Origin of the sequence: Streptomyces sp. NPDC058051 (assembly GCF_042885475.1) — a bacterium.
In the GTDB taxonomy this organism is placed as follows: Bacteria; Actinomycetota; Actinomycetes; order Streptomycetales; family Streptomycetaceae; genus Streptomyces.
Genome location: NZ_JBHVRW010000046.1, coordinates 1 through 20,911, shown reverse-complemented (window position 1 = coordinate 20,911; position 20,911 = coordinate 1). Strand labels below are relative to the sequence as shown.

The window sequence follows — 20,911 nt, the reverse complement described above, 5'->3', positions numbered from 1 at the left end:
ACCGCTCCACAGCAACACAATCCGCCGGACCCGGCCCGATGTGTCGGCAATCGAACACCCCCCTGTCAAGAGCATGTGGCCACCGGGGCACGCTTTCAGTGGGTGCACGAATCGGTTGAAGGGTTACGTTCGAGACGAGTTGACGGCGGCGTCACCGGACCCGGCATGCGTCCGGCCGGACCCTGCTGAGCAAGGTCCGGCCGGACGCATGAGGTTGACGCGAAACGATGAGGAACCCTCCCGGACCCTTCGGGGCGGGGAGACCGGACCGTCAGCCGAGAAGCGAGCTCAGCTCGACGTGCTCCAGGCCGTGGGCCTCGGCCACCTCGCGGTAAACGACCTGCCCGTCATGGGTGTTGAGGCCCCTGGCGAGTGCGGCGTCACGGCGCAGCGCATCGGCCCAGCCACGGTCGGCGAGCTCCAGGATGTACGGAAGCGTGGCGTTGGTGAGGGCGTACGTGGAGGTGTTCGGCACCGCGCCCGGCATGTTGGCGACGCAGTAGAAGACCGAGTTGTGGACATGGAAGGTCGGCTCGGCGTGCGTCGTCGGGTGCGAGTCCTCGAAGCAGCCACCCTGATCGATTGCGATGTCGACAAGTACACTTCCGGGCTTCATCCTGGCGACGAGCTCGTTGGTGACCAGCTTCGGGGCCTTCGCACCCGGGATGAGCACGGCGCCGACGACGAGGTCGGCCTCGACGACGGCCTTCTCCAGTTCGAGCGCGTTGGAGACGACCGTCTTCACCTTGGTGCCGAAGACCTTGTCCGCCTCGCGCAGCTTGTTGATGTCCTTGTCGAGCAGCGTGACGTGGAAGCCGAGACCGACGGCGATCTGCGTGGCGTTCCAGCCGGAGACGCCGCCGCCGATGACGACGGCCTCGGCGGGCGCGGTGCCCGGGACGCCGCCCGGCAGTACGCCGCGGCCGCCGACCGAACGCATCAGGTGGTAGGCGCCGACCTGCGGAGCCAGCCGGCCCGCGACCTCGGACATCGGGGCGAGCAGCGGCAGCGCGCGGTTCGCGGTCTCCACGGTCTCGTACGCGATCGCCGTGGTGCCGGACTCCAGCAGCGCGTCCGTGCACGCGCGGGAGGCTGCGAGGTGCAGGTAGGTGAAGAGCGTCTGGTCCTTGCGCAGGCGGTGGTACTCCTCGGCGACCGGCTCCTTCACCTTGAGCAGCAGGTCGGCGGTGGCCCAGACCTCGTCGGCCGTGGGAAGGATCCGCGCCCCGGCGGCGAGGTACTCCTCGTCCGTGATGGAGGAGCCGGCCCCGGCGTTCTCCTCGACGACGACCTGGTGGCCGTGGCGCACGAGCTCGTTCACACCGGCGGGCGTGATCGCCACGCGGAACTCGTTGTTCTTGACTTCGCGGGGGATGCCGACCTTCACGTCGATCACGGTCCTTGCCTCGGAGGGTCATCCGGACATAGCGATACATACCCGGATAGAAATAGCGTAAATGGAGACACCACGAACGTGCGCGGTAAGACCAGTCTAATGAAGGGCTTCACGCTGTCTAGCCTTACAAAGCACTAATTTTCAGTCACCGCACTACGGATTTCGTAGGTCACGCCCTCCTCCTTCAGCAATCTGTCGGCCAGGCCCCGGTGCAGCCGGGCCGCTGCCGAGTCGCCGAGCCGGTCGAGCGTGTCGGCCAGCCGCAGCTCCAGCGCCGCCTGCAGCCGCACGTCCCCGGAACGCCTGGCCCACTGAACGGCCTCCTGGCAGGTGCGCAGCGACTCGTGCGGCCGTCCCGCGTACTCCTGGACCCGGGCCGCCTCGCTCAGCGCCCGCGCCTGGGCCGGCACATCGCCGAGCCTGCGGTACCCGGCCGCGGCGGCACGCCAGTTCCGCAGCGCCTCGCCGTACCGTCCGGCATAGGTGTGGACGGCACCGAGCCGCCCGTACAGCCGCGCCTCGTCGGCCCGCTCACCCTGGGTGAGACGCTGCGCCAGCGCCCGGCCGTACCAGTCGGAGGCCCGCTGGTAGTCCCCCAGCTCGGCGTAGGCGCCCCCTACGGATTCCATCGCGCGGCCGGTGGCATACGGGTCCTTCGCGGCCCGACCGGCGTCCAGCGCGGCCCGGTAGCGGGTCAGCGCCTCCGTCGTACGGCCGGTCCCGGCATCGAGGTCGGCGAGGTTCAGCAGTGCGGCGGCCCGCTCGCGCGGCAGATCGCGCCGCTCGGCGACGGCCAGTACCAGACCGTGCAGTCCGTACAGCTCGGGTGCGGCCGCCTCGGTGCCCTGGTGCACGGCCAGCGCCCGCACCAAAGCGGCCATCAACCTCCTTGCCAGGGTGTCGAGTTCACCGTCGTCGACGGCGAGCCTGGCCGAGGCCAGCAGCGCGGGCCGACGCGTCCGCACCCATTCCGCGGCCGCTTCCGGCCCGGGGAAGCGCAGCGAGCGCGGCAGTCCGGCGAGCTTCCGGCGGGCCGGGGAACCCTCGGGCTCGGCGACGGCCCGGCAGGACTGCAGGAGGCGTACGGTCCGCTCCAGCATCCGGGCCCTGGCGAGCTGGATCTCAGCAGGCCGGTCCTTCGCCTCCAGCAGCGCCCTCAGCAGCGGGGCGAGGCAGCCGGGCACCTCGTACTGGGGCCGGTCCGCCCCATCGGTGCGCAGCAGCCCCAGGGTCACGAAGTCGTCGAGGGTCGCCCGGGCTGCCGAGACGGAGCAGCCGGCCAGCGCGGAGGCGGTGTGGGGGTCGGCGAGTCCCGCGGGCGCGAGGGCCAGCAGCCGCAGTATCCGGGCGGCGGCCGGCGGCAGCGTGTCATGGACCAGCCGGAAGACGCGGGCCAGCGGGCGTCCGCCGGTGGACTGCTCCGTGCCGTCCGGCAGTTCGCGCAGCCGCCGGGTGACATCGGCGACCGACGCCATGGGATGGGCGGCGAGCCAGCCGCCCACCAGGACCAGGGCGGTCGGCAGCCCGGCGCACTCCTCGGCGAGGGTCTCGGCGGTCCGCGGGTCGACGGTGATCCTCACCTGGCCGATGATGCGGGCGAGGAGTCGGACGGCGGAGCCCGCGTCCAGGCCGCCGATGGTGCAGGGGCGGACCCCGGGGATACCGGTCAGCGGGCCCTCGGAGGTGGCGACGACCAGGCAGTCGGGGTTGTCCGGCAGCAGCGGGTCGACCTGCTCCGCGTCCACGGCGTCGTCGAGGAGCAGCAGGGCCCGGCGCTCCGCGAGCGCCTCACGGACCATCTCGGAGAGCTCGTCCCCGTCCGCGCCGGGCGGCCCGGTCACGCCCAGCTGGCCGAGCAGCTCACGGGCGGTCCGCTCGGTGGGGACCGGCGCGCCGCCGGGGTCGGTGAGCCGGGCCCGGAGCAGACCGTCGGGGTGGTCACCCGCGTGAAGCAGTCGGCGGGTGAGTTCTCCGGCGAGCGCGGTGCGTCCGGATCCGGGGCGTCCGGCGATCAGCAGGACCCGGGCACGGGCCGCCTTGCGACCGGCCAGGGTGTCCAGTCCGGCGCGCTCGATGTCGGCCCGTAGTTCCTTCAACTCGCGTTCACGGCCGAAGAATTGGGGTGGTGTGGCGCCGGACGGCTCCCCGGTTCCCGCCGCCTTGGCAGGGCCGCTGGTGTCCACCGCCTGATCCGTCACGGGCCACGCTCCACTTCGCTGCACGCGTTGCCCGCCGGGACTCCGGTCAGGGCATTCCGAGCGTAGTTCAGGCGGGTGGACGAATCCCCTGGAGCGTGGCGCGAAGGTCCCCCGAACGGATCAGCGTATTTTCCGACCGGAGGATGCCGATGAACCGCCCAGCAGTCGTCGAAGGCCGGCCGACGGATCTCCGACGATCCTCGCGAGGCGAACCACCGGCCCCGGTACGTCCCGGACGGGCACCCGGGAACGTGCCCGCGAACCGCCGCCAGGGAACCGCCGCCCGGGAACGTGTCCGCGAACCGCCGCCCGGCGGCGGTCCTCACGGCCTGTCAGGCCTCGAACGGGCGGGCCGGCCACGGCGCCTCGGCCGGGCGCAGCGCCTCGATCCCGTCACCGGCGAGCGCCGTCGCGAGCGCGAGGACGCCCACCACGAGGCAGTTGTTGTGCAGATCCCCGGCGAACACGCCCCGTACCAGCTCCTGGAGCGGCACCCGGGCCAGTTCCATGTCGGCCTCCTCCTCGGAGACCGCGTAGCGCTCCCCGTCGGCCTCGGAGAGGTTCCGGGCCAGGAAGATCCGTACGGCCTCGTCGCAGCCGCCCGGCGTGGTGTAGACGTCGGTCAGCACCCGCCAGTCCTCGGCCTTGACGTACGCCTCCTCGTAGAGCTCCCGCTGGGCCGCGTGCAGCGGGTTCTCACCGGGGATGTCGAGCAGTCCGGCCGGGATCTCCCAGAGCTTGTGGCGCACCGGGTGACGGTACTGCCGCAGCACGACGACACGTTCCTCCTCGTCGAGCGCGAGCACGGCGACCGAGCCCGGGTGGACCTGGTAGTCGCGGCGTGCGACCGTGCCGTCGGGCATCATCACGTCATCGGTGCGGACGCTGGTCTTGTTGCCGGTGAAGGGCGTCTCGGTCGCGGTGACCTGCCACTCCTCGGGCGTGTCCTGGAAACCCATGTACGTCCTCCCACAGAAAACGGAAACCGGGGCACGCATCCTCTGCGGATCCGTACCCCGGTCAACGTTAATGCCTGCGCGGCACCGGACTACTTGCCCGGCTGAGCGCCCTGCTCGCTCACGGCCGCGGCCCCCGTCTTGCGCTCGACGGCCGCCTTCACCAGGCCCGCGAAGAGCGGGTGCGGGCGCGTCGGGCGGGAGCGCAGCTCCGGGTGCGCCTGGGTGGCGACCAGGTACGGGTGGATCTCGCGCGCGTACTCGACGTACTCGACGAGCTTGTTGTCCGGGGAGGTGCCGGAGAAGACCAGGCCGGCCTTCTTCTCCAGCTCGGCACGGTAGGCGTTGTTGACCTCGTAGCGGTGGCGGTGGCGCTCCTCCACGTACGGCTGGTCGTCGTACGCCTCTCGGACCACCGAGCCCTCGGCGAGCTTCGCCGGGTACAGGCCGAGCCGCATGGTGCCGCCCAGGTCGCCCGCGCCCTCGACGTACGCGAGCTGCTCCTCCATCGTCGAGATGACCGGGTGCGCGGTGGCGGGGTCGAACTCGGTGGAGTTGGCGTCGGGGATCTCGGCGAGGTTGCGCGCCGCCTCGATCACGATGCACTGCAGGCCGAGGCAGAGGCCGAGCAGCGGAACCTTGTTCTCACGGGCGTACTGGATGGCGCCGATCTTGCCGTTGACACCGCGGTCGCCGAATCCGCCGGGAACGCAGATCGCGTCGACGTCGGACAGTTGCCTGGCGGCGCCGGCCGGCGTCTTGCAGTCGTCGGAGGCGACCCACTTGACCTTGACCCTGGCCTTGTTCGCGAAGCCGCCGGCCCGGATGGCCTCGGTGACCGAGAGGTAGGCGTCGGGCAGGTCGATGTACTTGCCGACGAGCGCGACGGCGACCTCGTGGTCGGGGTTGTGCACGCGGTCCAGCAGGTCGTCCCACGTGGTCCAGTCGACATCGCGGAACGGCAGGTCGAGCTTGCGCACGACGTAGGCGTCCAGGCCCTCGGTGTGCAGCACCTTCGGGATGTCGTAGATCGACTTGGCGTCCACACAGGCCACCACGGCGGCCTCGTCGACATCGCACATCAGCGAGATCTTGCGCTTGATGGCGGTCGGTACGTCACGGTCGGCGCGCAGGACGATGGCGTCGGGCTGGATACCGATGTTGCGCAGCGCGGCGACGGAGTGCTGGGTCGGCTTGGTCTTGAGCTCGCCGGACGGGCCGATGTAGGGCAGCAGCGAGATGTGCACGACGAAGACGTTGTCCCGGCCGACCTCGTGGCGGACCTGGCGGACGGTCTCCAGGAACGGCAGCGACTCGATGTCGCCGACCGTGCCGCCGACCTCCGTGATGACGACGTCGACGTCGTCGGTGGCCATCCGGCGGATGCGGTGCTTGATCTCGTTGGTGATGTGCGGGATGACCTGCACGGTGTCACCGAGGTACTCGCCGCGCCGCTCCTTGGCGATCACCTGGGAGTAGACCTGGCCGGTGGTGACGTTGGCGGAGCCGTCGAGGTCGACGTCGAGGAAGCGCTCGTAGTGGCCGATGTCCAGGTCGGTCTCGGCGCCGTCGTTGGTGACGAACACCTCACCGTGCTGGAAGGGGTTCATCGTGCCGGGGTCGACGTTCAGGTACGGGTCGAGCTTCTGCATGGTGACCCGGAGACCGCGCGCCTTGAGCAGGGCGCCGAGGCTGGAGGCAGTCAGACCCTTGCCGAGGGATGAGGCGACACCCCCGGTGACGAAGATGTGCTTGGTCGTCGTGGATGTGGGCTGCATAGCCAAAGGGGGCTCCCGTGGTCGCGATCGTGAGGTGCGTACCGGCGTTGCCTTCCGGAATTCCGGAGGTGCCGTCGCTGCGGTTCGGGGGCCTCGTCTGCTGTCGCGGACGACCACCGGTCCACGGGCTACCAGGGTATCAGCGACCAGGAGGGGCTGCTTCCGGCCACGCCCCTCGTACGCCCTCCACAAGATCATCGCAAGCCCCTCGTGCCACACCCGTTCGGATCAGACGCTTTCCTGAGACCGTCGCGCAGATCATCCGGGTGCGTCGTATCCTGCTCGGACACTCGCTCCGGGCGAGGTTCCGAGTTCATTGGTTCCCCCACAACGCCCCCTTGCGACGACCTCTTCACCCGCAGTAATGCCCTACGGGGCGACAAGGCCGTTCGACTGGAGATTGCACGTGGCCGGGCGCATCGAGGATTACGCACTCATCGGAGACATGCAGACCGCTGCCCTGGTCTGCCGGGACGGCACAGTCGACTGGCTGTGCCTTCCCCGCTTCGATTCGCATGCCATTTTCGCGGGACTGCTGGGCACCGAGGAGCACGGCTTCTGGCGCCTGGCACCGGCGCGGGAGGAGGGGGCGCAGCCGCAGCCCGCGGACCGCCGCCGGTACCGCGGTGACTCCCTCATCCTGGAATCGGAATGGGACACACCGCGTGGAACGGTCAGAGTGACCGATTTCATGCCGCCCCGTGACGGCGCACCGCAGGTGATCCGGATCGTGGAGGGAATCAGCGGCCGCGTGACGATGCGCTCGGAGCTGCGGATGCGGTTCAGTTACGGGCGTGTCACCCCGTGGGTGCACAAGGTCGACGGCCGTACGGTCGCCGTCGCCGGCCCTGACTCCGTCTGGCTGGACACCCCCGCCGAGACGTTCGGTGAGAACCTGACGACGTATTCCGACGTCACGGTCGCGCCGGGTGACCGGATCGCGTTCACGATCAGCTGGCAGCCCTCGCACCACGAGCCGCCCGGTCTTCCGGACCCGGAGGGTTCGCTGGAGGCGACCGCGGACTTCTGGCGTGAATGGGTCGAGCAGTGCACGTACCACGGGCCCTACCGCGAGGCCGTGGTCCGCTCCCTGATCACCCTCAAGGCGCTGACGTACGCGCCGACCGGCGGCATCGTCGCCGCGCCGACGACCTCCCTGCCCGAGGACATCGGCGGCTCCCGGAACTGGGACTACCGCTACACCTGGCTGCGCGACGCCGCGATCACCCTCTCCTCCCTGCTGCGCACCGGCTACCGCGAAGAGGCCCGTGCCTGGCGCGAGTGGCTGCTGCGGGCCGTCGCCGGCGACCCGGAGAACCTGCAGATCATGTACGGCATCGCGGGCGAGCGCGAGCTGGGCGAGGCGGAGCTGGACTGGCTGCCCGGCTACGAGAACTCCGGTCCGGTCCGGGTCGGGAACGGCGCGGCGGGCCAGCTCCAGCTGGATGTGTACGGAGAGGTCACCGAGGCACTGCACCTCGCCCACATGACGGGCCTGACCCGCAACGACTACGCGACCGGCCTCCAGCTCAAGCTGATCGGGTATCTGGAGAAGCACTGGGACGAGCCGGACGAGGGCATCTGGGAGGTGCGCGGCCCGCGCCGCCACTTCGTCCACTCGAAGGTGATGGCCTGGGTCGCCGTCGACCGCACCATCAAGCTGATCGAGTCCGGGGACGCGGAAGGTCCGCTGGAGCGGTGGCGCGAACTGCGCGACGACATCCACCGCGATGTCTGCGACCGCGGCTACGACAAGGAACGCAACACCTTCACCCAGTCCTACGGGTCGAAGGAGCTGGACGCCTCACTCCTCCTGATCCCTCAGATGGGCTTCCTGCCGCCGGACGACAAGCGCGTGATCGGCACGATCGAGGCGATCCAGCGCGAGCTGTCCACGGAGGACGGCTTCGTGCTGCGGTACCCCACCAGGGGTGACGACGCGGGCGTCGACGGCCTGGAGGGCGACGAGGGCGCGTTCCTGGCCTGCTCGTTCTGGCTGGCGGACGACCTGGCGATGATCGGCCGGGTCGACGAGGCACGCCAGCTCTTCGAGCGGCTGCTGTCGCTGCGCAACGATCTGGGCCTGCTGGCGGAGGAATGGGATCCCCGGCTGCAACGCCAGGTGGGCAACTTCCCCCAGGCGTTCAGCCATGTTCCGCTGATCGACACGGCACTGCGTCTGACGGCGAGCGGGGCATACGTCGGCTGACCTCGGTGCGGGGCGGGCCGGACGCGTACCGGTACCTGCCCCACACGTCGGCCCGCCTCGGCGCGGGGCGGGCCGGAGCCATACCGGCCGGCCTCGGAGGGCGGTCGCCGGGAAGGGTGGACAGGACGTGGGCCGGCCGGCCCCGATACGGGCCGGCGTGGCCCGTTGCACGGCGCTCGGGGCCGGTACCTTCCTGAACCAGGGCGACCGCGACCCAAGCGACTGCCCCGCCCGACCCGAGTGAAACGCGAGGCCAGAGCCAGTGGAGACGCAAGGCGGAATCACCGTGCAGCGAGCCCTTGAGCTGCCGGGCCTGCGCAGCGGGCTCCCGGAGGTGGTCGTCGGCGCGGACCGGCTGAACCGTACGGTGCGCTGGGTGCACGCGGGCGAGGTCCCGAACATCGCTTCCCTGCTCAAGGGCGGTGAACTGCTGCTCACCACCGGTCTGGGGCTCGGCACCCGCCCCGCCGAGCAGCGTGCCTTCGTCCGCAGGCTCGCCGACCGGGGGATCGCCGCCCTCGTGGTGGAGCTCGGACCGCGGTTCAGCAGGCTGCCCGCGTCGATCGTGGATGCCGCCCGCGCGGCCGGTCTGCCGCTGGTGCAGTTGCACCGCGAGGTTCCGTTCGTGGCGGTGACCGAGGAGATCCACACCGAGATCGTCAACGGCCACTACGCGCTGCTGCGGCAGGCCGAGGAGGTGTACCGGCGGTGCACGGAGGCGCTGCTCGGCGGCGGTGGGGTGCCCCAGGTGCTGGGCGTCCTGGCCGATTTCACGGCCAATCCGGTCTTCCTGGAGACGGCGGACGGGCAGCTGCTGTACGCGGCGGGGCCGGGGTCCGGCCCGGTGTCCGCCGATCCGCTCCAGGTGTGGGAGGGGATGCGTGGCGACCGGGCGGCCCGTGAGAAGCCGCCCACCGGTTCCGTGCTGGTCGATGTGCCGGGCGGCGGTCCCACCACCGGTTCCGTACGGGCCAGGCTGGTGCTGCTGGCCGTGGCCGGGCCGCTGGTGACGGTGCACCGGATGGCGGCGGAGCGGGCGGCGGGCATCCTCGCCGTCGTGCTGATGCAGGCCCGCCAGGAGGAGGAGCTCGCCGCACGCGGGCGGGGGGACTTTCTGACGGATCTCGCGGAGGGCCGGATCGCCGCGGAGGACGCGCCGGCGCAGGCCCGCGTCCTGGGCTTCAAACCGGGTGGGATGCCGCTGCTGCCGGTGGTGATGCGGCTGGCCCCCGAGCTGTCCGTGTCGGGGAACTGGGCGCTGCTGGCGCGGGCCGTGCTGGAGGAGCTCGCGTCGGTGGGCGTGCCGGTGCTCCTCGGCGTGCGGCCCGTGGAGGGCCGGGTACCGATGCTGCTGGGGTTGCGGTCCGAGACGGAGCGCACGGCGGTCGCGGACCGGGTCGCGGCGGCGCTGCGGGCGGGTGTGGAGCGTGCCGGTCTGGAGCGGGCCGGATCACAGCCGCCGGTCGTGGTGGTGGGCGTGGCGGGCAGTTGGGCGGCGGCCGGTGCGGGACTGCGGCACGCCGCCGAGACGGCGACGGCAGCGCACGGTCTCGGCGAACGGCCCTGGTACGACGCCCGGCGCCTGGACATCGATCTGCTGTTGTGGCGGCTGCGGGACCATCCGGATCTGGCGGCGTTCGTGGACCGGGCGATCGGCCCGCTGCGCGATCACGACCGCACCTCGCGCCCGCCGCTGCTGCCGACGCTGGAGACGTATCTGGGCCACGCGGGCCGCAAGGCGGAGACGGCGCGCGAACTGCACCTGAACCGTCAGACGCTGTACAACCGGCTGGCGCGCATCGGTGAACTGCTCGGCACCGATCTGGACGATCCGCAGGCGGTCCTGGCCCTGAGCCTGGCCCTCCGGGCGCGCCGCCACACGCCGTAGCTTCCGACCCACCCGGCCGGCCCGCCGCTCACCGTGGCCGCGCCATCGCCAACGGCTGTGCCAACTCGTCGTAGACGCTGAGCACTTGGGCGATCGTGTCGTCCTCCGTCGGCCAACTCGCGGCCTGCACGTACCCGGCGTCCGCCAGATCCGCGCGCCGCACCGGATCACCGAGCAGCCTGACCACCACCCGCGCGAGCGCCTCGGTGTTCCCGTACGGCACGAGTTCCGCGCCGTCGCCCACGAGTTCCGGCACCCCTCCGACGGCGGTGGCGACCAGCGGAACGCGGAGCCTCAGTGCCTCCTGGGCCAGCACCGAGCGCGCCTCCCACCGGCTGGACAGCACGGCCAGGTCGGCGGCGGCGAGAAGCCCGGCGGTGTCGTCGTGACCGCCGATGATCCGGACGGGCAGCTCCTCGTTCGTGATCCGGCGTTGCAGAGCCGCCCGCTCCCGCCCCTCTCCCGCGATGATGAGCAGCGGTACGGGGTCGAGTGCGCGCCACATCCGTGCGGCGTCGAGCAGCAGGTCGTACCCGTGATGGGGGACGAGGCTCCCGTACGTCAGGATCAACGGCCTTTCCACTGCTCCGAGTTCGGCTCGCATCTTGCCGTCGGTGAGTTCGGCGGGCACGTGCGGCAGGGGGGCGGAGACCGGCGAGAGCCGCGCGTCGCGTGCTCCTCGGTGCCGCGCCCGGTCCACCAGCTCCGATGTCGTGCCGAGCACAACGGCCGCCGCCTGGGCGGCCCTTCGCTCCATGAGCCGGAGCAGTCGGCTGCGGGCGCCTTCGGCGTGGGCGCGGGCGTGCCAGGTGAAGACCAGCGGGATACGTCGACCGCCGAGCGCGAGAGCGGCGCGTACGGCGGCGTGCAGACCGTGCGCGTGGACCACGTCGGCGCTCAGGCAGGCGCCGCGCAGGGCGGCGACGGCGGTGGGATCGCTGCGCCGTGGTACGGGCACGAACCGGGCCCCCGTACCGGAGAAGTCGTAGGCGTGGTCCAGTTCGGCCGGGGCGCAGACGGTGACGTGCACCCCTCTCGCCACCAGACCTGCGGCCAGCGAGCTGACGTGGGCGCTGCTGCCCGCGCTGCCGCCGCCCAGGACTTGGACCGTACGCAGCTGTGACACGTTGAATGGCTCCCGGGGCTGCCGAGTGGGCGGTGATGGCATCGCCAAGGATGCCAGTCCGCAAGCGTGTTCCGGCACCGTCGGGCGGCTGCCCCGCCCCACACACCAGCAACCGGCCAGGTCCTACCACTCCCACAGGTGAGAAGATGACGCGAAGTTGACGTGCCGTGGATACCGCCAGCGGTCCCCGGCGCCCGGCAGCGGTCCACCACCGCCTGGGCGAGCCGTCTGACCCGGCACCCGGCACCCGGCACCCGGCACCCGGCACCCGGGCCCGAACGCCCGCGGCTCCGCTCCGTTACCCGTCCGCCCGCGCCGCGGCCAGCAGTTCCTCCGCATGGGCACGGGCCGTCTGTGAGTCCTCCTGGCCCGCGAGCATCCGCGACAGCTCCCGGACCCGGTCCTCGCCCTCCAGGACCGTGACCCCGCTGCTGGTCACCGCCCCGTCGACCGTCTTCTCGACCAGCAGCTGCCGGTCCGCGAAGGCCGCCACCTGCGGCAGGTGCGTGACGACGACGACCTGGGCGGACTTCGCGAGCTTCGCGAGCCGCCGCCCGACCTCGACGGCCGCCTTGCCACCGACGCCCGCGTCGACCTCGTCGAAGAGGTACGTCGGTACGGGATCGGAGCCGGCGAACACCACCTCGACGGCGAGCATCACCCGGGACAGCTCACCGCCCGACGCGCCCTTGGCGATCGGCCGCGGCTGGGCACCGGGGTGCGGCGCCAGCAGGAGTTCGACCTCGTCGGCGCCGGCCGGCCCGTAGACCACGCTCCGTCCGCCGATCTCGATGCCCGACTCCTCGTCCGGTGCCTCGGTCTGCCGGATGGCGAAGGAGACCCGGGCGTGCGGCATCGCGAGGGAGGCCAGCTCCGCGGTGACCGCCTCGGCGAAGCGCTCCGCCGCTCCCGTGCGCGCGTCGGTCAACGCCTGCCCGAGTCCGGAGAGTTCGGCGCGCAGCGCGTCGCGCTCCGCCGTCAGCTCGCCGATCCGGTCGTCGTCGCCCTCCAGTTCGGTGAGCCGGACGGCGCCTTCCTCGGCCCAGGCGAGCACGGCGGTGATGTCCTCGCCGTACTTGCGGGTCAGCGCGGTGAGCGCGGCCCGCCGCTCCTCCACCGCGGCGAGCCGCAGCGGATCGGCGTCCAGCTGGTCGGCGTACCCGGCCAGTTCGCCCGCCACGTCGGCGAGCAGGATCGAGATCTCGCCGATCCGGTCGGCGAGCGCGGCAAGCGCGGGATCGTGGGCGCGTACGGCGTCCAGGGACCGTCCGGCGGCGGCGACCACGGTCGTCGCGTCGACGCCCTCGGGGTCCTCCGGGTTGCCCGCGAGCGCGGTGTGCGCCAGGGCGGCGGCGGAGGCGAGCGCTTCGGCGTGGCCGAGCCGTTCGGCCTCGGCGGCCAGGTCGCCGTCCTCGCCCGCCAGGGGTTCGACCGCGGCGATCTCACCGAGGCCGAAGCTCAGCAGATCCGCCTCCTGGGCGCGTTCGCGGGCGCGCGTCGTCAGCTCGTCCAGCTCCGTGACGACGGCCCGCAGCCGCCGGTACGCCGCCGTGTACGTGGTGTGCGGCACCGTGACACCGTCGCCGGCGTACCGGTCGAGTGCCTGCCGCTGCCGCGCCGGCTTGAGCAGCCCCTGCTGGTCGGTCTGGCCGTGCACGGCGACGAGTTCGTCCGCGAGTTCGGCGAGCACCCCCACCGGCACGGATCTGCCGCCGAGATGCGCCCGGGAGCGCCCCTCGGCGGAAACGGTGCGGCTGATCAACAGCGCGCCGTCGTCGAATTCGGCCCCGGCCTCCTCGGCCCGCAGGGCCACGGTGTCGCCGTCGGACACCGTGATCCGCCCCTCGACGACGGCGGCCTTGGCCCCGATCCGTACCAGGGCGGGATCCGCACGCCCGCCGAGCAGCAGCCCCAGGCTGGTGACGACCATGGTCTTGCCCGCGCCGGTCTCACCCGTCACGGCGGTGAAACCGGGTGACAGCTCGACCACCGCGTCGTCGATGACTCCGAGCGACCGTATCCGCATCTCCTCCAACACGGACATGACCTTACGAGGTCCGGACCCCGCTGTGCGACGGGCCCCGCCCCAGGGGTTCACTCTCCCGTGTGCACCTTCGGCTTTCGCGCCGCCTCCGGGGGAGGGTTCGCCGGTCAGTGCGGCGCACCCCGCCACCCCGAGACGGGCAGGGCGAACTTCGCCACGAGCCGGTCCGTGAACGAGGCGTGGTGCAGCCGCGCGAGCCGTACGGGCACCGCGCCGCGCCGCACCTCGACCCGCGCTCCCGCGGGCAGTTCCACGGTCCTGCGCCCGTCGCACCACAGCACCCCGTGCGGGGTGTGCTGCTGGACCTCGACGGCGAGCACCGAGGTCGGCGAGGTCACCAGCGGCTTGGCGAACAGCGCGTGGGCGCTGATCGGCACCATCAGCAGCGCCTCGACCTCGGGCCAGACGACCGGTCCGCCCGCCGAGAAGGCGTAGGCCGTCGATCCGGTCGGGGTCGCGCAGACGATCCCGTCACAGCCGAAGCCGGTCACCGGGCGGCCGTCGATCTCCAGGACGACCTCCAGCATCCGCTCGGGCGACACCTTCTGCACGGCGGCTTCGTTGAGCGCCCAGTCGGTGTGGACGACGTCGCCGTTGCTGTGCACGACGACGTCGAGCGTCATGCGTTCCTCGACCTCATACGCGCGGGTGACGACCCGGTCGACGACCTTGTCCAGGTCGTCGCGCTCGGCCTCGGCGAGGAAACCGACCCGGCCCAGGTTGACGCCGAGCATCGGCACCCCGGAGGCGCGGGAGAGTTCGGCGCCGCGCAGCAGCGTCCCGTCCCCGCCGAGCACGATCAGCAGCTCACAGCCGTCCACGGCTCCGGGGGTGGTGTCCGTGACCGTCTCGACGGACGGCGGCAGCGGCAGGTCGACCGCCTCGGTGGCCAGCACCCGTACGCCGAGGCCGCTGCTCAGCAGTCCCTGGACGACCAGCTCGGCGCTGCGGATCGCGGCCGGTCGGCCGGTGTGCGCCAAAAGAAAGACAGTTCGTGCCGCATTCGTCGTCAACGAGGCCCCTCCGCCACTGCACGGTCGACATCCGCGGGATCCAGCTCAGGTGCTCCGGCCCGCAGCCACAGAAAGTACTCGACATTTCCCGAGGGCCCCGGCAGCGGACTCGCCGTCACCCCTCGCACCCCGAGACCCAGTGCCCAGGCCCGGCGCGCCACCTCGCGTACGGCCTCGGCCCGGAGTTCGGGGCTGCGTACCACACCGCCGCTGCCGAGCCGCTCCTTGCCGACCTCGAACTGCGGCTTGACCATGAGAACCAGGTCCGCGTCGGGGGCGGTGCAGCGGGCCAGGGCGGGCAGGACCAGCCCCAGCGGGATGAACGACAGATCACCGACGACGAGGTCCACCGGCTTCCCGTCGATGTCGTCCGTCGTCAGCTCCCGTACGTTGGTGCGGTCCTTGACGGTGACGCGCTCATCGGTCTGCAGTGACCAGGCGAGCTGTCCGTAACCGACGTCCACGGCGACGACGTGGCCGGCCCCGGCCCGCAGAAGTACGTCGGTGAAGCCGCCGGTCGACGCCCCGGCGTCCAGCGCCCGCCGCCCCTCGACCGTCAGCCCGAGGGGCACGAAGGCGGCGAGGGCGCCGGCGAGTTTGTGTCCGCCGCGCGAGACGTACTCGGGGTCGCTGTCGTCCTTGATGACGACGAGCGCGGCGCTGGTCTCGACCTGGGTGGCGGGTTTGGTCGCGGTGCTGCCACCGACGGTCACCCGCCCCGCGGCGATCAGCTGACTCGCGTGCTCGCGCGAGCGGGCGAGCTTACGGCGTACCAGCTCGGCGTCGAGGCGGCGACGTGCCACTCCTGCCACGTTCGGTTCAGCTCCTGTTGTTGTACGAGGGCATCGGTGCGGGTGCGGGCCTGGCATCCAGCGCGGTCAGCGCTTCGCGCAGCCCACCGTGTACATCCTCGTACACCTCGATGTGTCCGTCCGCCGGGAGGTGGTCCGCGTCGGCGAGACGCTCCAACTGGGCGTCGATCCCGGCGTGGCCGCTGGGGGTACGGGCGACGCCGAGGGGCGCGGGTGCGGCGGGGTCGAGAGGGGGTGCGGCGGCCGGGGACGCGCTCTCCTCGGACGGGTCTGCCGTCGCGTCCGCCGGTGTCGTCCCGGGCCCTGTTCCGGGCGCTGTTCCGGCTGCGGTCCCGGGCCCCGGCATCGAGTCGCTCATGCGGGAAACGCTACCGCGAACGGCTGAGGTACCGTCGGTCACGATGGCGACCATGGCGGAGTGCCGCAGCGCACTCGACAAACTTTCCGACAATCTCGCGCGGGCCGAGGGCGACGTGCGCAGCGCGGCTGCCCTCGACCGGTCGCTGAGCTGCCACATCAAGGACCTCGACGTCACCTTCACCGGACGGCTGGCCCATGGCCGGATCCAGGTCCTGGACACGGTCGACGGCCCGCCCCCGGAGAAGGCCGAGATCCGTCTGGCGATGACCGGCGACGACCTGGTGGCCATGGTGAACGGTGAGCTGAACTTCGCCAGGGCGTGGGGCGCGGGCCGGGTCCGCCTGGAGGCCGGCTTCCGCGACCTGCTGCGACTCAGATCGCTGCTCTAGGAGAGCTGCTCCAGCACTGATCCCGCGCGCGGCGACCGGGCTCGCCCCCGGTCCGGTCCCACCCCGGTCCGGTCCGATCCCGGTCCGGTCCCACCCCGGTCCGGTCCGATCCCGGTCCGGTCCGATCCCGGTCCCGTCCGATCCCACGACCCGGGCCGGGCCCGGCCCGATCAGCTTCCCGGCACCCCTGCGGACGCCTTGCCCTGCACGCCCACCGGGCCGCTGCGCGGCTTGCGCGCGGCCGGCACCACCAAGGGCGTTCCGGTCTCCGGATCGTCGATGACCTGGCAGCGCAGCCCGAAGACCCGCTCCACCAGCTCCGCGGTGACGACGTCGCCGGGCGCCCCTTCGGCTATCACCTCGCCCTCCCGCATCGCGATGAGGTGCGTGGCGTACCGCGCGGCGTGGTTCAGGTCGTGCAGGACGGCCACCAGCGTGCGCCCCTGTGTCTCGTGCAGTTCCGCGCAGAGGTCGAGGACGTCGATCTGGTGCTGGATGTCGAGGTACGTCGTCGGCTCGTCGAGCAGCAGCAGCGGCGTCTGCTGGGCGAGCGCCATGGCGATCCAGACGCGCTGGCGCTGCCCGCCGGACAATTCGTCGACATAGCGATCGGCCAGCGCGTCGACTCCGGTCGCCGCCATCGATTCCTCGACAATGCGTTCGTCGTCCGGCGACCACTGGCGCAGCAGCCCCTGGTGCGGATACCGGCCGCGCCCGACGAGGTCGGCGACGGTGATGCCGTCCGGCGCGATGGAGGACTGCGGCAGCAGCCCCAGCGTCTTGGCGACCTTCTTCGCCGGCATCCCGTGGATCGTCTGCCCGTCCAGGAGCACCCGCCCGCTGTTCGGCTTCAGCATCCGCGAGAGTGCGCGCAACAGAGTCGACTTGCCACAGGCGTTGGGGCCGACGATCACGGTGAACGAATGGTCGGGGATCTCGACCGAGAGATTCTCCGCGATGACCCGCTGGTCGTAGCCGAGGGTCACCGAGTCCGCGGTGAGGCGCTGCATGGTCGTACTCCCGGAGTCGGAGGTGATCGGGTGCGGGGGTCGCCCCCGTCGCCGCGGGGGCCGGGGCGAGCCCGGTCCCGCCCGCCGGTGGACCGGCCGTCCGGACGGTGGCGGGCCAGGCAGAACAAAGTTAGGTTAGCCTACCCTCCTCATCGCTCGAATCGCCGGGAGCCGGCCGGCTGTCACCACCCCAGCCTCGCGATCGCCTTCCCCGCGTCCAGCGCGCACGAGTGGTCTCCGGCGTACGACCACGCCGCCCCGCAGAGCGCCCGCAGCCCGTCGAGTACGTCCCCGTCCCCTTCGAGCACCAGGCTGTCGCCGCGTGCCGACGCCTTCCAGCCACCGCAGAGGAACCCGTCGCCCGTGGACGTCACGTCGGGCTGTCCGGTCAGCAGCCCCCGCAGATCGGCGTCCACGTACGTCGGCCGGTGCTGCGGCACGGCGGCCACCAACCCCGCCGCGTCCGTCACGCCGGTGAGCACCAGCAGCGAGTCCACACCGCCGTTGAACGCGCCCTCGATGTCCGTGTCCAGCCGGTCCCCGACCACCAGCGGTCGTTCGGCCCCGGTCCGCAGCACCGTCTCGCGGTGCATCGGCGGCAACGGCTTGCCGGCCACCTGCGGTTCGGCGCCGGTCGCGATCCGTACGACCTCCACCGCCGCACCGTTGCCCGGCGCGATCCCTCGGGCGCTGGGAATCGTCAGGTCGGTGTTGGACGCGAACCACGGCACCCCGCGCGCGATCGCGTACGCGGCCTCGGCGAACCGCCCCCATGCCATATCGGGCCCGCCGTACCCCTGCGCCACCGCGGCCGGCTCGTCGTCCGCCGATTCCACCGGCACCAGTCCGCGCTCGCGCAGCGCGACGCGCAACCCCTCGCCGCCCACCACCAACACCCGTGCTCCGGCAGGCAACTGATCGGCCATCAGTCTGGCCACGGCCTGCGCCGAGGTGATCACGTCGGCGGGCTCGGCCGGAATCCCGAGTTCGGTCAGGTGCCCGGCCACCGCGGCGGGGGTCCGCAGGGCGTTGTTGGTCACGTACGCCAGGTGCATCCCCCCGCCCCGTGCGGTTCCCAGCGAGTCGACGGCGTGGGCGATCGCGTGACCGCCCGCGTACACCACCCCGTCGAGATCGAGCAGCGCCGTGTCGTACGCCTTGTTCAACGCGGTGCTGCTGCCGCTCGGCCTGGTCCTGCTCGGCTGACTCATTCTTTGCGCTCCTCGTTCCATGCTTCTGTCCCGATCATCGCGCATCCCGGCCGCACACATACGATGCAGAAATGAACACATCAGGTCCGGCCGGCCAGGGACTGCATCTGGTCCCGTTCCGCGGGCTGCGTTACGTCCCCGAGCGGGTCGGCAGTCTCGCGGCGGTGACCTCACCGCCGTACGACGTCGTCGTGCGCCCCGACGGGCTGCACCACCTGGAGTCGGCGGATCCGCACAACATCGTCCGGCTGATCCTGCCGCAGGCCGACACGGCCGCGGCCCGCAACGCGCAGGCCGCCGAGACCCTGAACCAGTGGCTGGCCGACGGCGTCCTCGCCCCCGATCCCGAACCCGCGCTGTACGTCTACGAGCAGCGCGACGCCGAGATCCTGCAACGCGGCATCGTCGGAGCGCTGGCGCTCTCCGCCCCCGGCGACGGCATCGTGCTGCCGCACGAGGACGTGATGCCCCACGTCGTCGAGGACCGGGCCGACCTCATGCGGGCCACAGCCGCCCACCTCGAACCACTGCTGCTGACCTACCGCGATGACGGCGACGCCTCGGGGGCGACCGCCGTCATCCAGCGGACCATCGAGCGACCGCCGCTGCTCGCCACCACGACCGAGGACGGCTTCAGCCACCGGCTCTGGGCGGTCACCGACCCGGCCGACCGGGCGGAGATCGAGACGGATCTGGCCCACCACCAGGCCCTGATCGCCGACGGCCATCACCGCTGGGCCACGTATCTCCGTCTCCAGCGGGAGCACACCGCTCCCGGCCCCTGGGACTTCGGCCTGGTCCTCCTCGTCGACACGGCCCACTACCCGCTCCGGGTCCGTGCCATCCACCGGCTGTTGCACCGCCTCCCGGTCGCCGACGCACTCGCCGCGCTGAACGGCCTCTTCCGCGTCCGCGACATCGATGGACCGCTCCCCCGTGCACTGGACGCACTCGCCGACGCGGCCGCCGAAGGCAACGCGTTCCTGCTCGCGGGCGACGGCGGCTTCCACCTCATCGACCGCCCCGATGCCGGTCTGCTGTCCAGGACGGTTCCGGCCGACCGTCCGACCGCCTGGCAGACCCTCGACGCGACGGTCCTGCATCTGGCTCTCCTCGACCATGTCTGGCGAATCCCCGACGCACCGGAACACATCGCCTACATCCATGACGCAGCGGCCGCCGTCGATCAGGCCGAACGCCACGATGCCACGGCGGTCCTGATGTATCCGGTACGCGAGGAGACAGTCAGGGGTCTCGCCCGGCAGGGCGTCACGATGCCTCGCAAGTCGACCTCCTTCGGCCCCAAGCCGGCATCCGGCCTGGTCCTGCGGAGCCTCACCCTCGACTGATCCCCGCAACGAAAAAAGGGCGGCACCCCTTCCGGAGTGCCGCCCTCTCTCATGCCTTACGACGCGGACGGACCGTCCTCGTCCCTGCCGGTGTCGTCGCTCTTCTCGTCATCCGCAGCGGCGGTCGACGCGTCAACGGCGTCGGACTCCTCCTCCAGCTCGGCCTCGTCCTCGCTGTCGTCGCCGCTCTCGTCGCCGCTCTCGTCGCCGCTCTCGTCGCCGCTCTCGTCGCCGCTCTCGTCGCCGCTCTCGTCGCCGCTCTCGTCCTCGCCGAGGGCGTCGACGAACTCGACCCCGTCCAGTTCGGCGAGCCGGTCCGAGGCATCGGTGGCACCGTCCTTGTCGGCCTCCAGTGCCTTCCCGAACCATTCACGCGCCTCGTCCTCGCGCCCGGCGGCCAGCAGCGCGTCCGCATACGCATAGCGCAGTCGCGGAGTCCACGGGTGAATCGCGTTCGAGGCGAGTTCGGAGCTCTGCAACGTGACGATGGCAGCATCGATCTGTCCCATGTCCCGACGGGCCCCGGCAGCCACCAGCCGCATCTCGACCTGCCCGGCCTTGTCGAGCTTCTGCACCTCGGGCTCGCCGGCCATGGCCATCGCCCGCTCGGGCCGCCCGAGTCCCCGCTCGCAGTCGGCCATGACGGGCCACAGCTCCACGGAACCGGTCATCCGCTTGGCGGCCCGGAACTCCGCCAGCGCCTCCGCGTACTTCTGCGTCGCGTACGCGGCGAACCCGGCCGCCTCCCGCACGGCGGCGACCCGCGAGGCCAGCCGCAACGCGATCCGCGAGTAGGCGTACGCCTGCTCGGGGTCCTCGTCGATCAGCCGGGCGACCATGACGAGGTTCCTGGCGACATCCTCGGCCAGAGTCTTCGGCAGGCTCATCAGCTCCTGCCGTACGGCCTTGTCGATCTCGTCGCCGGTGACGTCTTCGGGAATCGGGAGCCGCTTGACGGGCTCACGCTCGCGGTCGTCGCGTCGCTCGTATCCACCGCGGTCGTCGCGTCCGCGGTAGCCGCCCCGGCCACCACGGTCGTCACGCTGCCCGCGCTGCCCTCCGCCCCGCCGGTCGTCGCGTCGGTCGTCGCGGCGGAAGCCGCCGCCGGAGCCGCCGCCGCGGCTGTCGTCCCGACGGAACCCACCGCCACCACGGCTGTCGTCGTCGCGACG

16 protein-coding genes are annotated in these 20,911 nt (G+C 71.8%); 4 read left to right on the top strand and 12 right to left on the bottom strand.

Annotated features, from left to right (window positions below; all coding sequences use genetic code 11):
* Positions 1-271: 271 nt before the first annotated feature.
* From ald to ACFVUT_RS36505, 4 genes are all read right to left on the bottom strand, one after another.
* Positions 272-1,387 (bottom strand): alanine dehydrogenase, encoded by a 1,116-nt coding sequence (gene ald, locus ACFVUT_RS36520; RefSeq protein ID WP_389660570.1) that lies wholly within the window; start codon positions 1,385-1,387, stop codon positions 272-274.
* Positions 1,388-1,530: 143 nt separating this feature from the next.
* Positions 1,531-3,594, bottom strand: a complete 2,064-nt coding sequence (locus ACFVUT_RS36515) for a tetratricopeptide repeat protein (RefSeq protein ID WP_389660536.1) — start codon at positions 3,592-3,594, stop codon at positions 1,531-1,533.
* A 332-nt stretch (positions 3,595-3,926) separates the two neighbouring features.
* Complete coding sequence (locus ACFVUT_RS36510) at positions 3,927-4,553, bottom strand: NUDIX domain-containing protein (protein ID WP_389660538.1); 627 nt, start codon at positions 4,551-4,553, stop codon at positions 3,927-3,929.
* An 89-nt stretch (positions 4,554-4,642) separates the two neighbouring features.
* Positions 4,643-6,328, bottom strand: a complete 1,686-nt coding sequence (locus ACFVUT_RS36505) for a CTP synthase (protein ID WP_389660540.1) — start codon at positions 6,326-6,328, stop codon at positions 4,643-4,645.
* A gap of 406 nt (positions 6,329-6,734) precedes the next feature.
* Here ACFVUT_RS36505 and ACFVUT_RS36500 point away from each other — a divergent pair, with 406 nt between their 5' ends.
* A complete protein-coding gene (locus ACFVUT_RS36500; RefSeq protein WP_389660542.1) occupies positions 6,735-8,537 on the top strand; it encodes a glycoside hydrolase family 15 protein in 1,803 nt (600 codons plus the stop codon).
* 262 nt (positions 8,538-8,799) lie between these two features.
* The gene (locus tag ACFVUT_RS36495; RefSeq protein WP_389660544.1) at positions 8,800-10,425 is read left to right on the top strand and encodes a PucR family transcriptional regulator; all 1,626 of its coding nucleotides are present in this window, start codon (positions 8,800-8,802) and stop codon (positions 10,423-10,425) included.
* A 28-nt stretch (positions 10,426-10,453) separates the two neighbouring features.
* Here the strand turns inward: ACFVUT_RS36495 and ACFVUT_RS36490 are convergent, their stop codons facing one another.
* The 5 genes from ACFVUT_RS36490 to ACFVUT_RS36470 all read right to left on the bottom strand — a co-directional run bounded on the left by ACFVUT_RS36490 (position 10,454) and on the right by ACFVUT_RS36470 (position 15,778).
* Positions 10,454-11,551: a glycosyltransferase family 4 protein gene (locus tag ACFVUT_RS36490; protein ID WP_389660546.1), complete on the bottom strand. Its 1,098-nt coding sequence runs from the start codon at positions 11,549-11,551 to the stop codon at positions 10,454-10,456.
* A gap of 298 nt (positions 11,552-11,849) precedes the next feature.
* A complete protein-coding gene (recN, locus tag ACFVUT_RS36485) occupies positions 11,850-13,595 on the bottom strand; it encodes a DNA repair protein RecN (protein WP_389660548.1) in 1,746 nt (581 codons plus the stop codon).
* Between the two features lie 107 nt (positions 13,596-13,702).
* Positions 13,703-14,608, bottom strand: a complete 906-nt coding sequence (locus ACFVUT_RS36480) for an NAD kinase (protein WP_389660550.1) — start codon at positions 14,606-14,608, stop codon at positions 13,703-13,705.
* Positions 14,605-15,420 (bottom strand): TlyA family RNA methyltransferase, encoded by an 816-nt coding sequence (locus ACFVUT_RS36475; protein ID WP_389660552.1) that lies wholly within the window; start codon positions 15,418-15,420, stop codon positions 14,605-14,607. Before ACFVUT_RS36475 ends, ACFVUT_RS36480 begins: the two co-directional genes overlap by 4 nt.
* Positions 15,421-15,427: 7 nt before the next feature.
* Positions 15,428-15,778: a hypothetical protein gene (locus tag ACFVUT_RS36470; protein ID WP_389660554.1), complete on the bottom strand. Its 351-nt coding sequence runs from the start codon at positions 15,776-15,778 to the stop codon at positions 15,428-15,430.
* A 43-nt stretch (positions 15,779-15,821) separates the two neighbouring features.
* Here ACFVUT_RS36470 and ACFVUT_RS36465 point away from each other — a divergent pair, with 43 nt between their 5' ends.
* A complete protein-coding gene (locus ACFVUT_RS36465; RefSeq protein ID WP_389660556.1) occupies positions 15,822-16,169 on the top strand; it encodes an SCP2 sterol-binding domain-containing protein in 348 nt (115 codons plus the stop codon).
* 170 nt (positions 16,170-16,339) lie between these two features.
* Here ACFVUT_RS36465 and ACFVUT_RS36460 read toward each other — a convergent pair whose 3' ends face one another.
* The gene (locus ACFVUT_RS36460) at positions 16,340-17,179 is read right to left on the bottom strand and encodes an ABC transporter ATP-binding protein (protein ID WP_389660558.1); all 840 of its coding nucleotides are present in this window, start codon (positions 17,177-17,179) and stop codon (positions 16,340-16,342) included.
* 182 nt (positions 17,180-17,361) lie between these two features.
* Positions 17,362-18,390, bottom strand: a complete 1,029-nt coding sequence (locus ACFVUT_RS36455; protein ID WP_389660560.1) for an HAD hydrolase-like protein — start codon at positions 18,388-18,390, stop codon at positions 17,362-17,364.
* A gap of 71 nt (positions 18,391-18,461) precedes the next feature.
* Here ACFVUT_RS36455 and ACFVUT_RS36450 point away from each other — a divergent pair, with 71 nt between their 5' ends.
* Complete coding sequence (locus ACFVUT_RS36450) at positions 18,462-19,739, top strand: DUF1015 family protein (RefSeq protein ID WP_389660562.1); 1,278 nt, start codon at positions 18,462-18,464, stop codon at positions 19,737-19,739.
* A 56-nt stretch (positions 19,740-19,795) separates the two neighbouring features.
* Here the strand turns inward: ACFVUT_RS36450 and ACFVUT_RS36445 are convergent, their stop codons facing one another.
* Positions 19,796-20,626 (bottom strand): tetratricopeptide repeat protein, encoded by an 831-nt coding sequence (locus tag ACFVUT_RS36445; RefSeq protein ID WP_389660564.1) that lies wholly within the window; start codon positions 20,624-20,626, stop codon positions 19,796-19,798.
* Positions 20,627-20,911 lie beyond the last annotated feature (285 nt).

What these genes read in the sequence shown, in the direction of transcription:
- ACFVUT_RS36455 (WP_389660560.1), bottom strand. Translation starts at nt 18,390, where the DNA reads ATGAGTCAGCCGAGCAGGACCAGGCCGAGCGGCAGCAGCACCGCGTTG.
- ACFVUT_RS36450 (WP_389660562.1), top strand. Translation starts at nt 18,462, where the DNA reads ATGAACACATCAGGTCCGGCCGGCCAGGGACTGCATCTGGTCCCGTTC.
- ACFVUT_RS36465 (WP_389660556.1), top strand. Translation starts at nt 15,822, where the DNA reads ATGGCGACCATGGCGGAGTGCCGCAGCGCACTCGACAAACTTTCCGAC.
- ACFVUT_RS36470 (WP_389660554.1), bottom strand. Translation starts at nt 15,778, where the DNA reads ATGAGCGACTCGATGCCGGGGCCCGGGACCGCAGCCGGAACAGCGCCC.
- ACFVUT_RS36510 (WP_389660538.1), bottom strand. Translation starts at nt 4,553, where the DNA reads ATGGGTTTCCAGGACACGCCCGAGGAGTGGCAGGTCACCGCGACCGAG.
- ACFVUT_RS36505 (WP_389660540.1), bottom strand. Translation starts at nt 6,328, where the DNA reads ATGCAGCCCACATCCACGACGACCAAGCACATCTTCGTCACCGGGGGT.
- ACFVUT_RS36445 (WP_389660564.1), bottom strand. Translation starts at nt 20,626, where the DNA reads ATGAGCCTGCCGAAGACTCTGGCCGAGGATGTCGCCAGGAACCTCGTC.
- ACFVUT_RS36460 (WP_389660558.1), bottom strand. Translation starts at nt 17,179, where the DNA reads ATGCAGCGCCTCACCGCGGACTCGGTGACCCTCGGCTACGACCAGCGG.
- recN (WP_389660548.1), bottom strand. Translation starts at nt 13,595, where the DNA reads ATGTCCGTGTTGGAGGAGATGCGGATACGGTCGCTCGGAGTCATCGAC.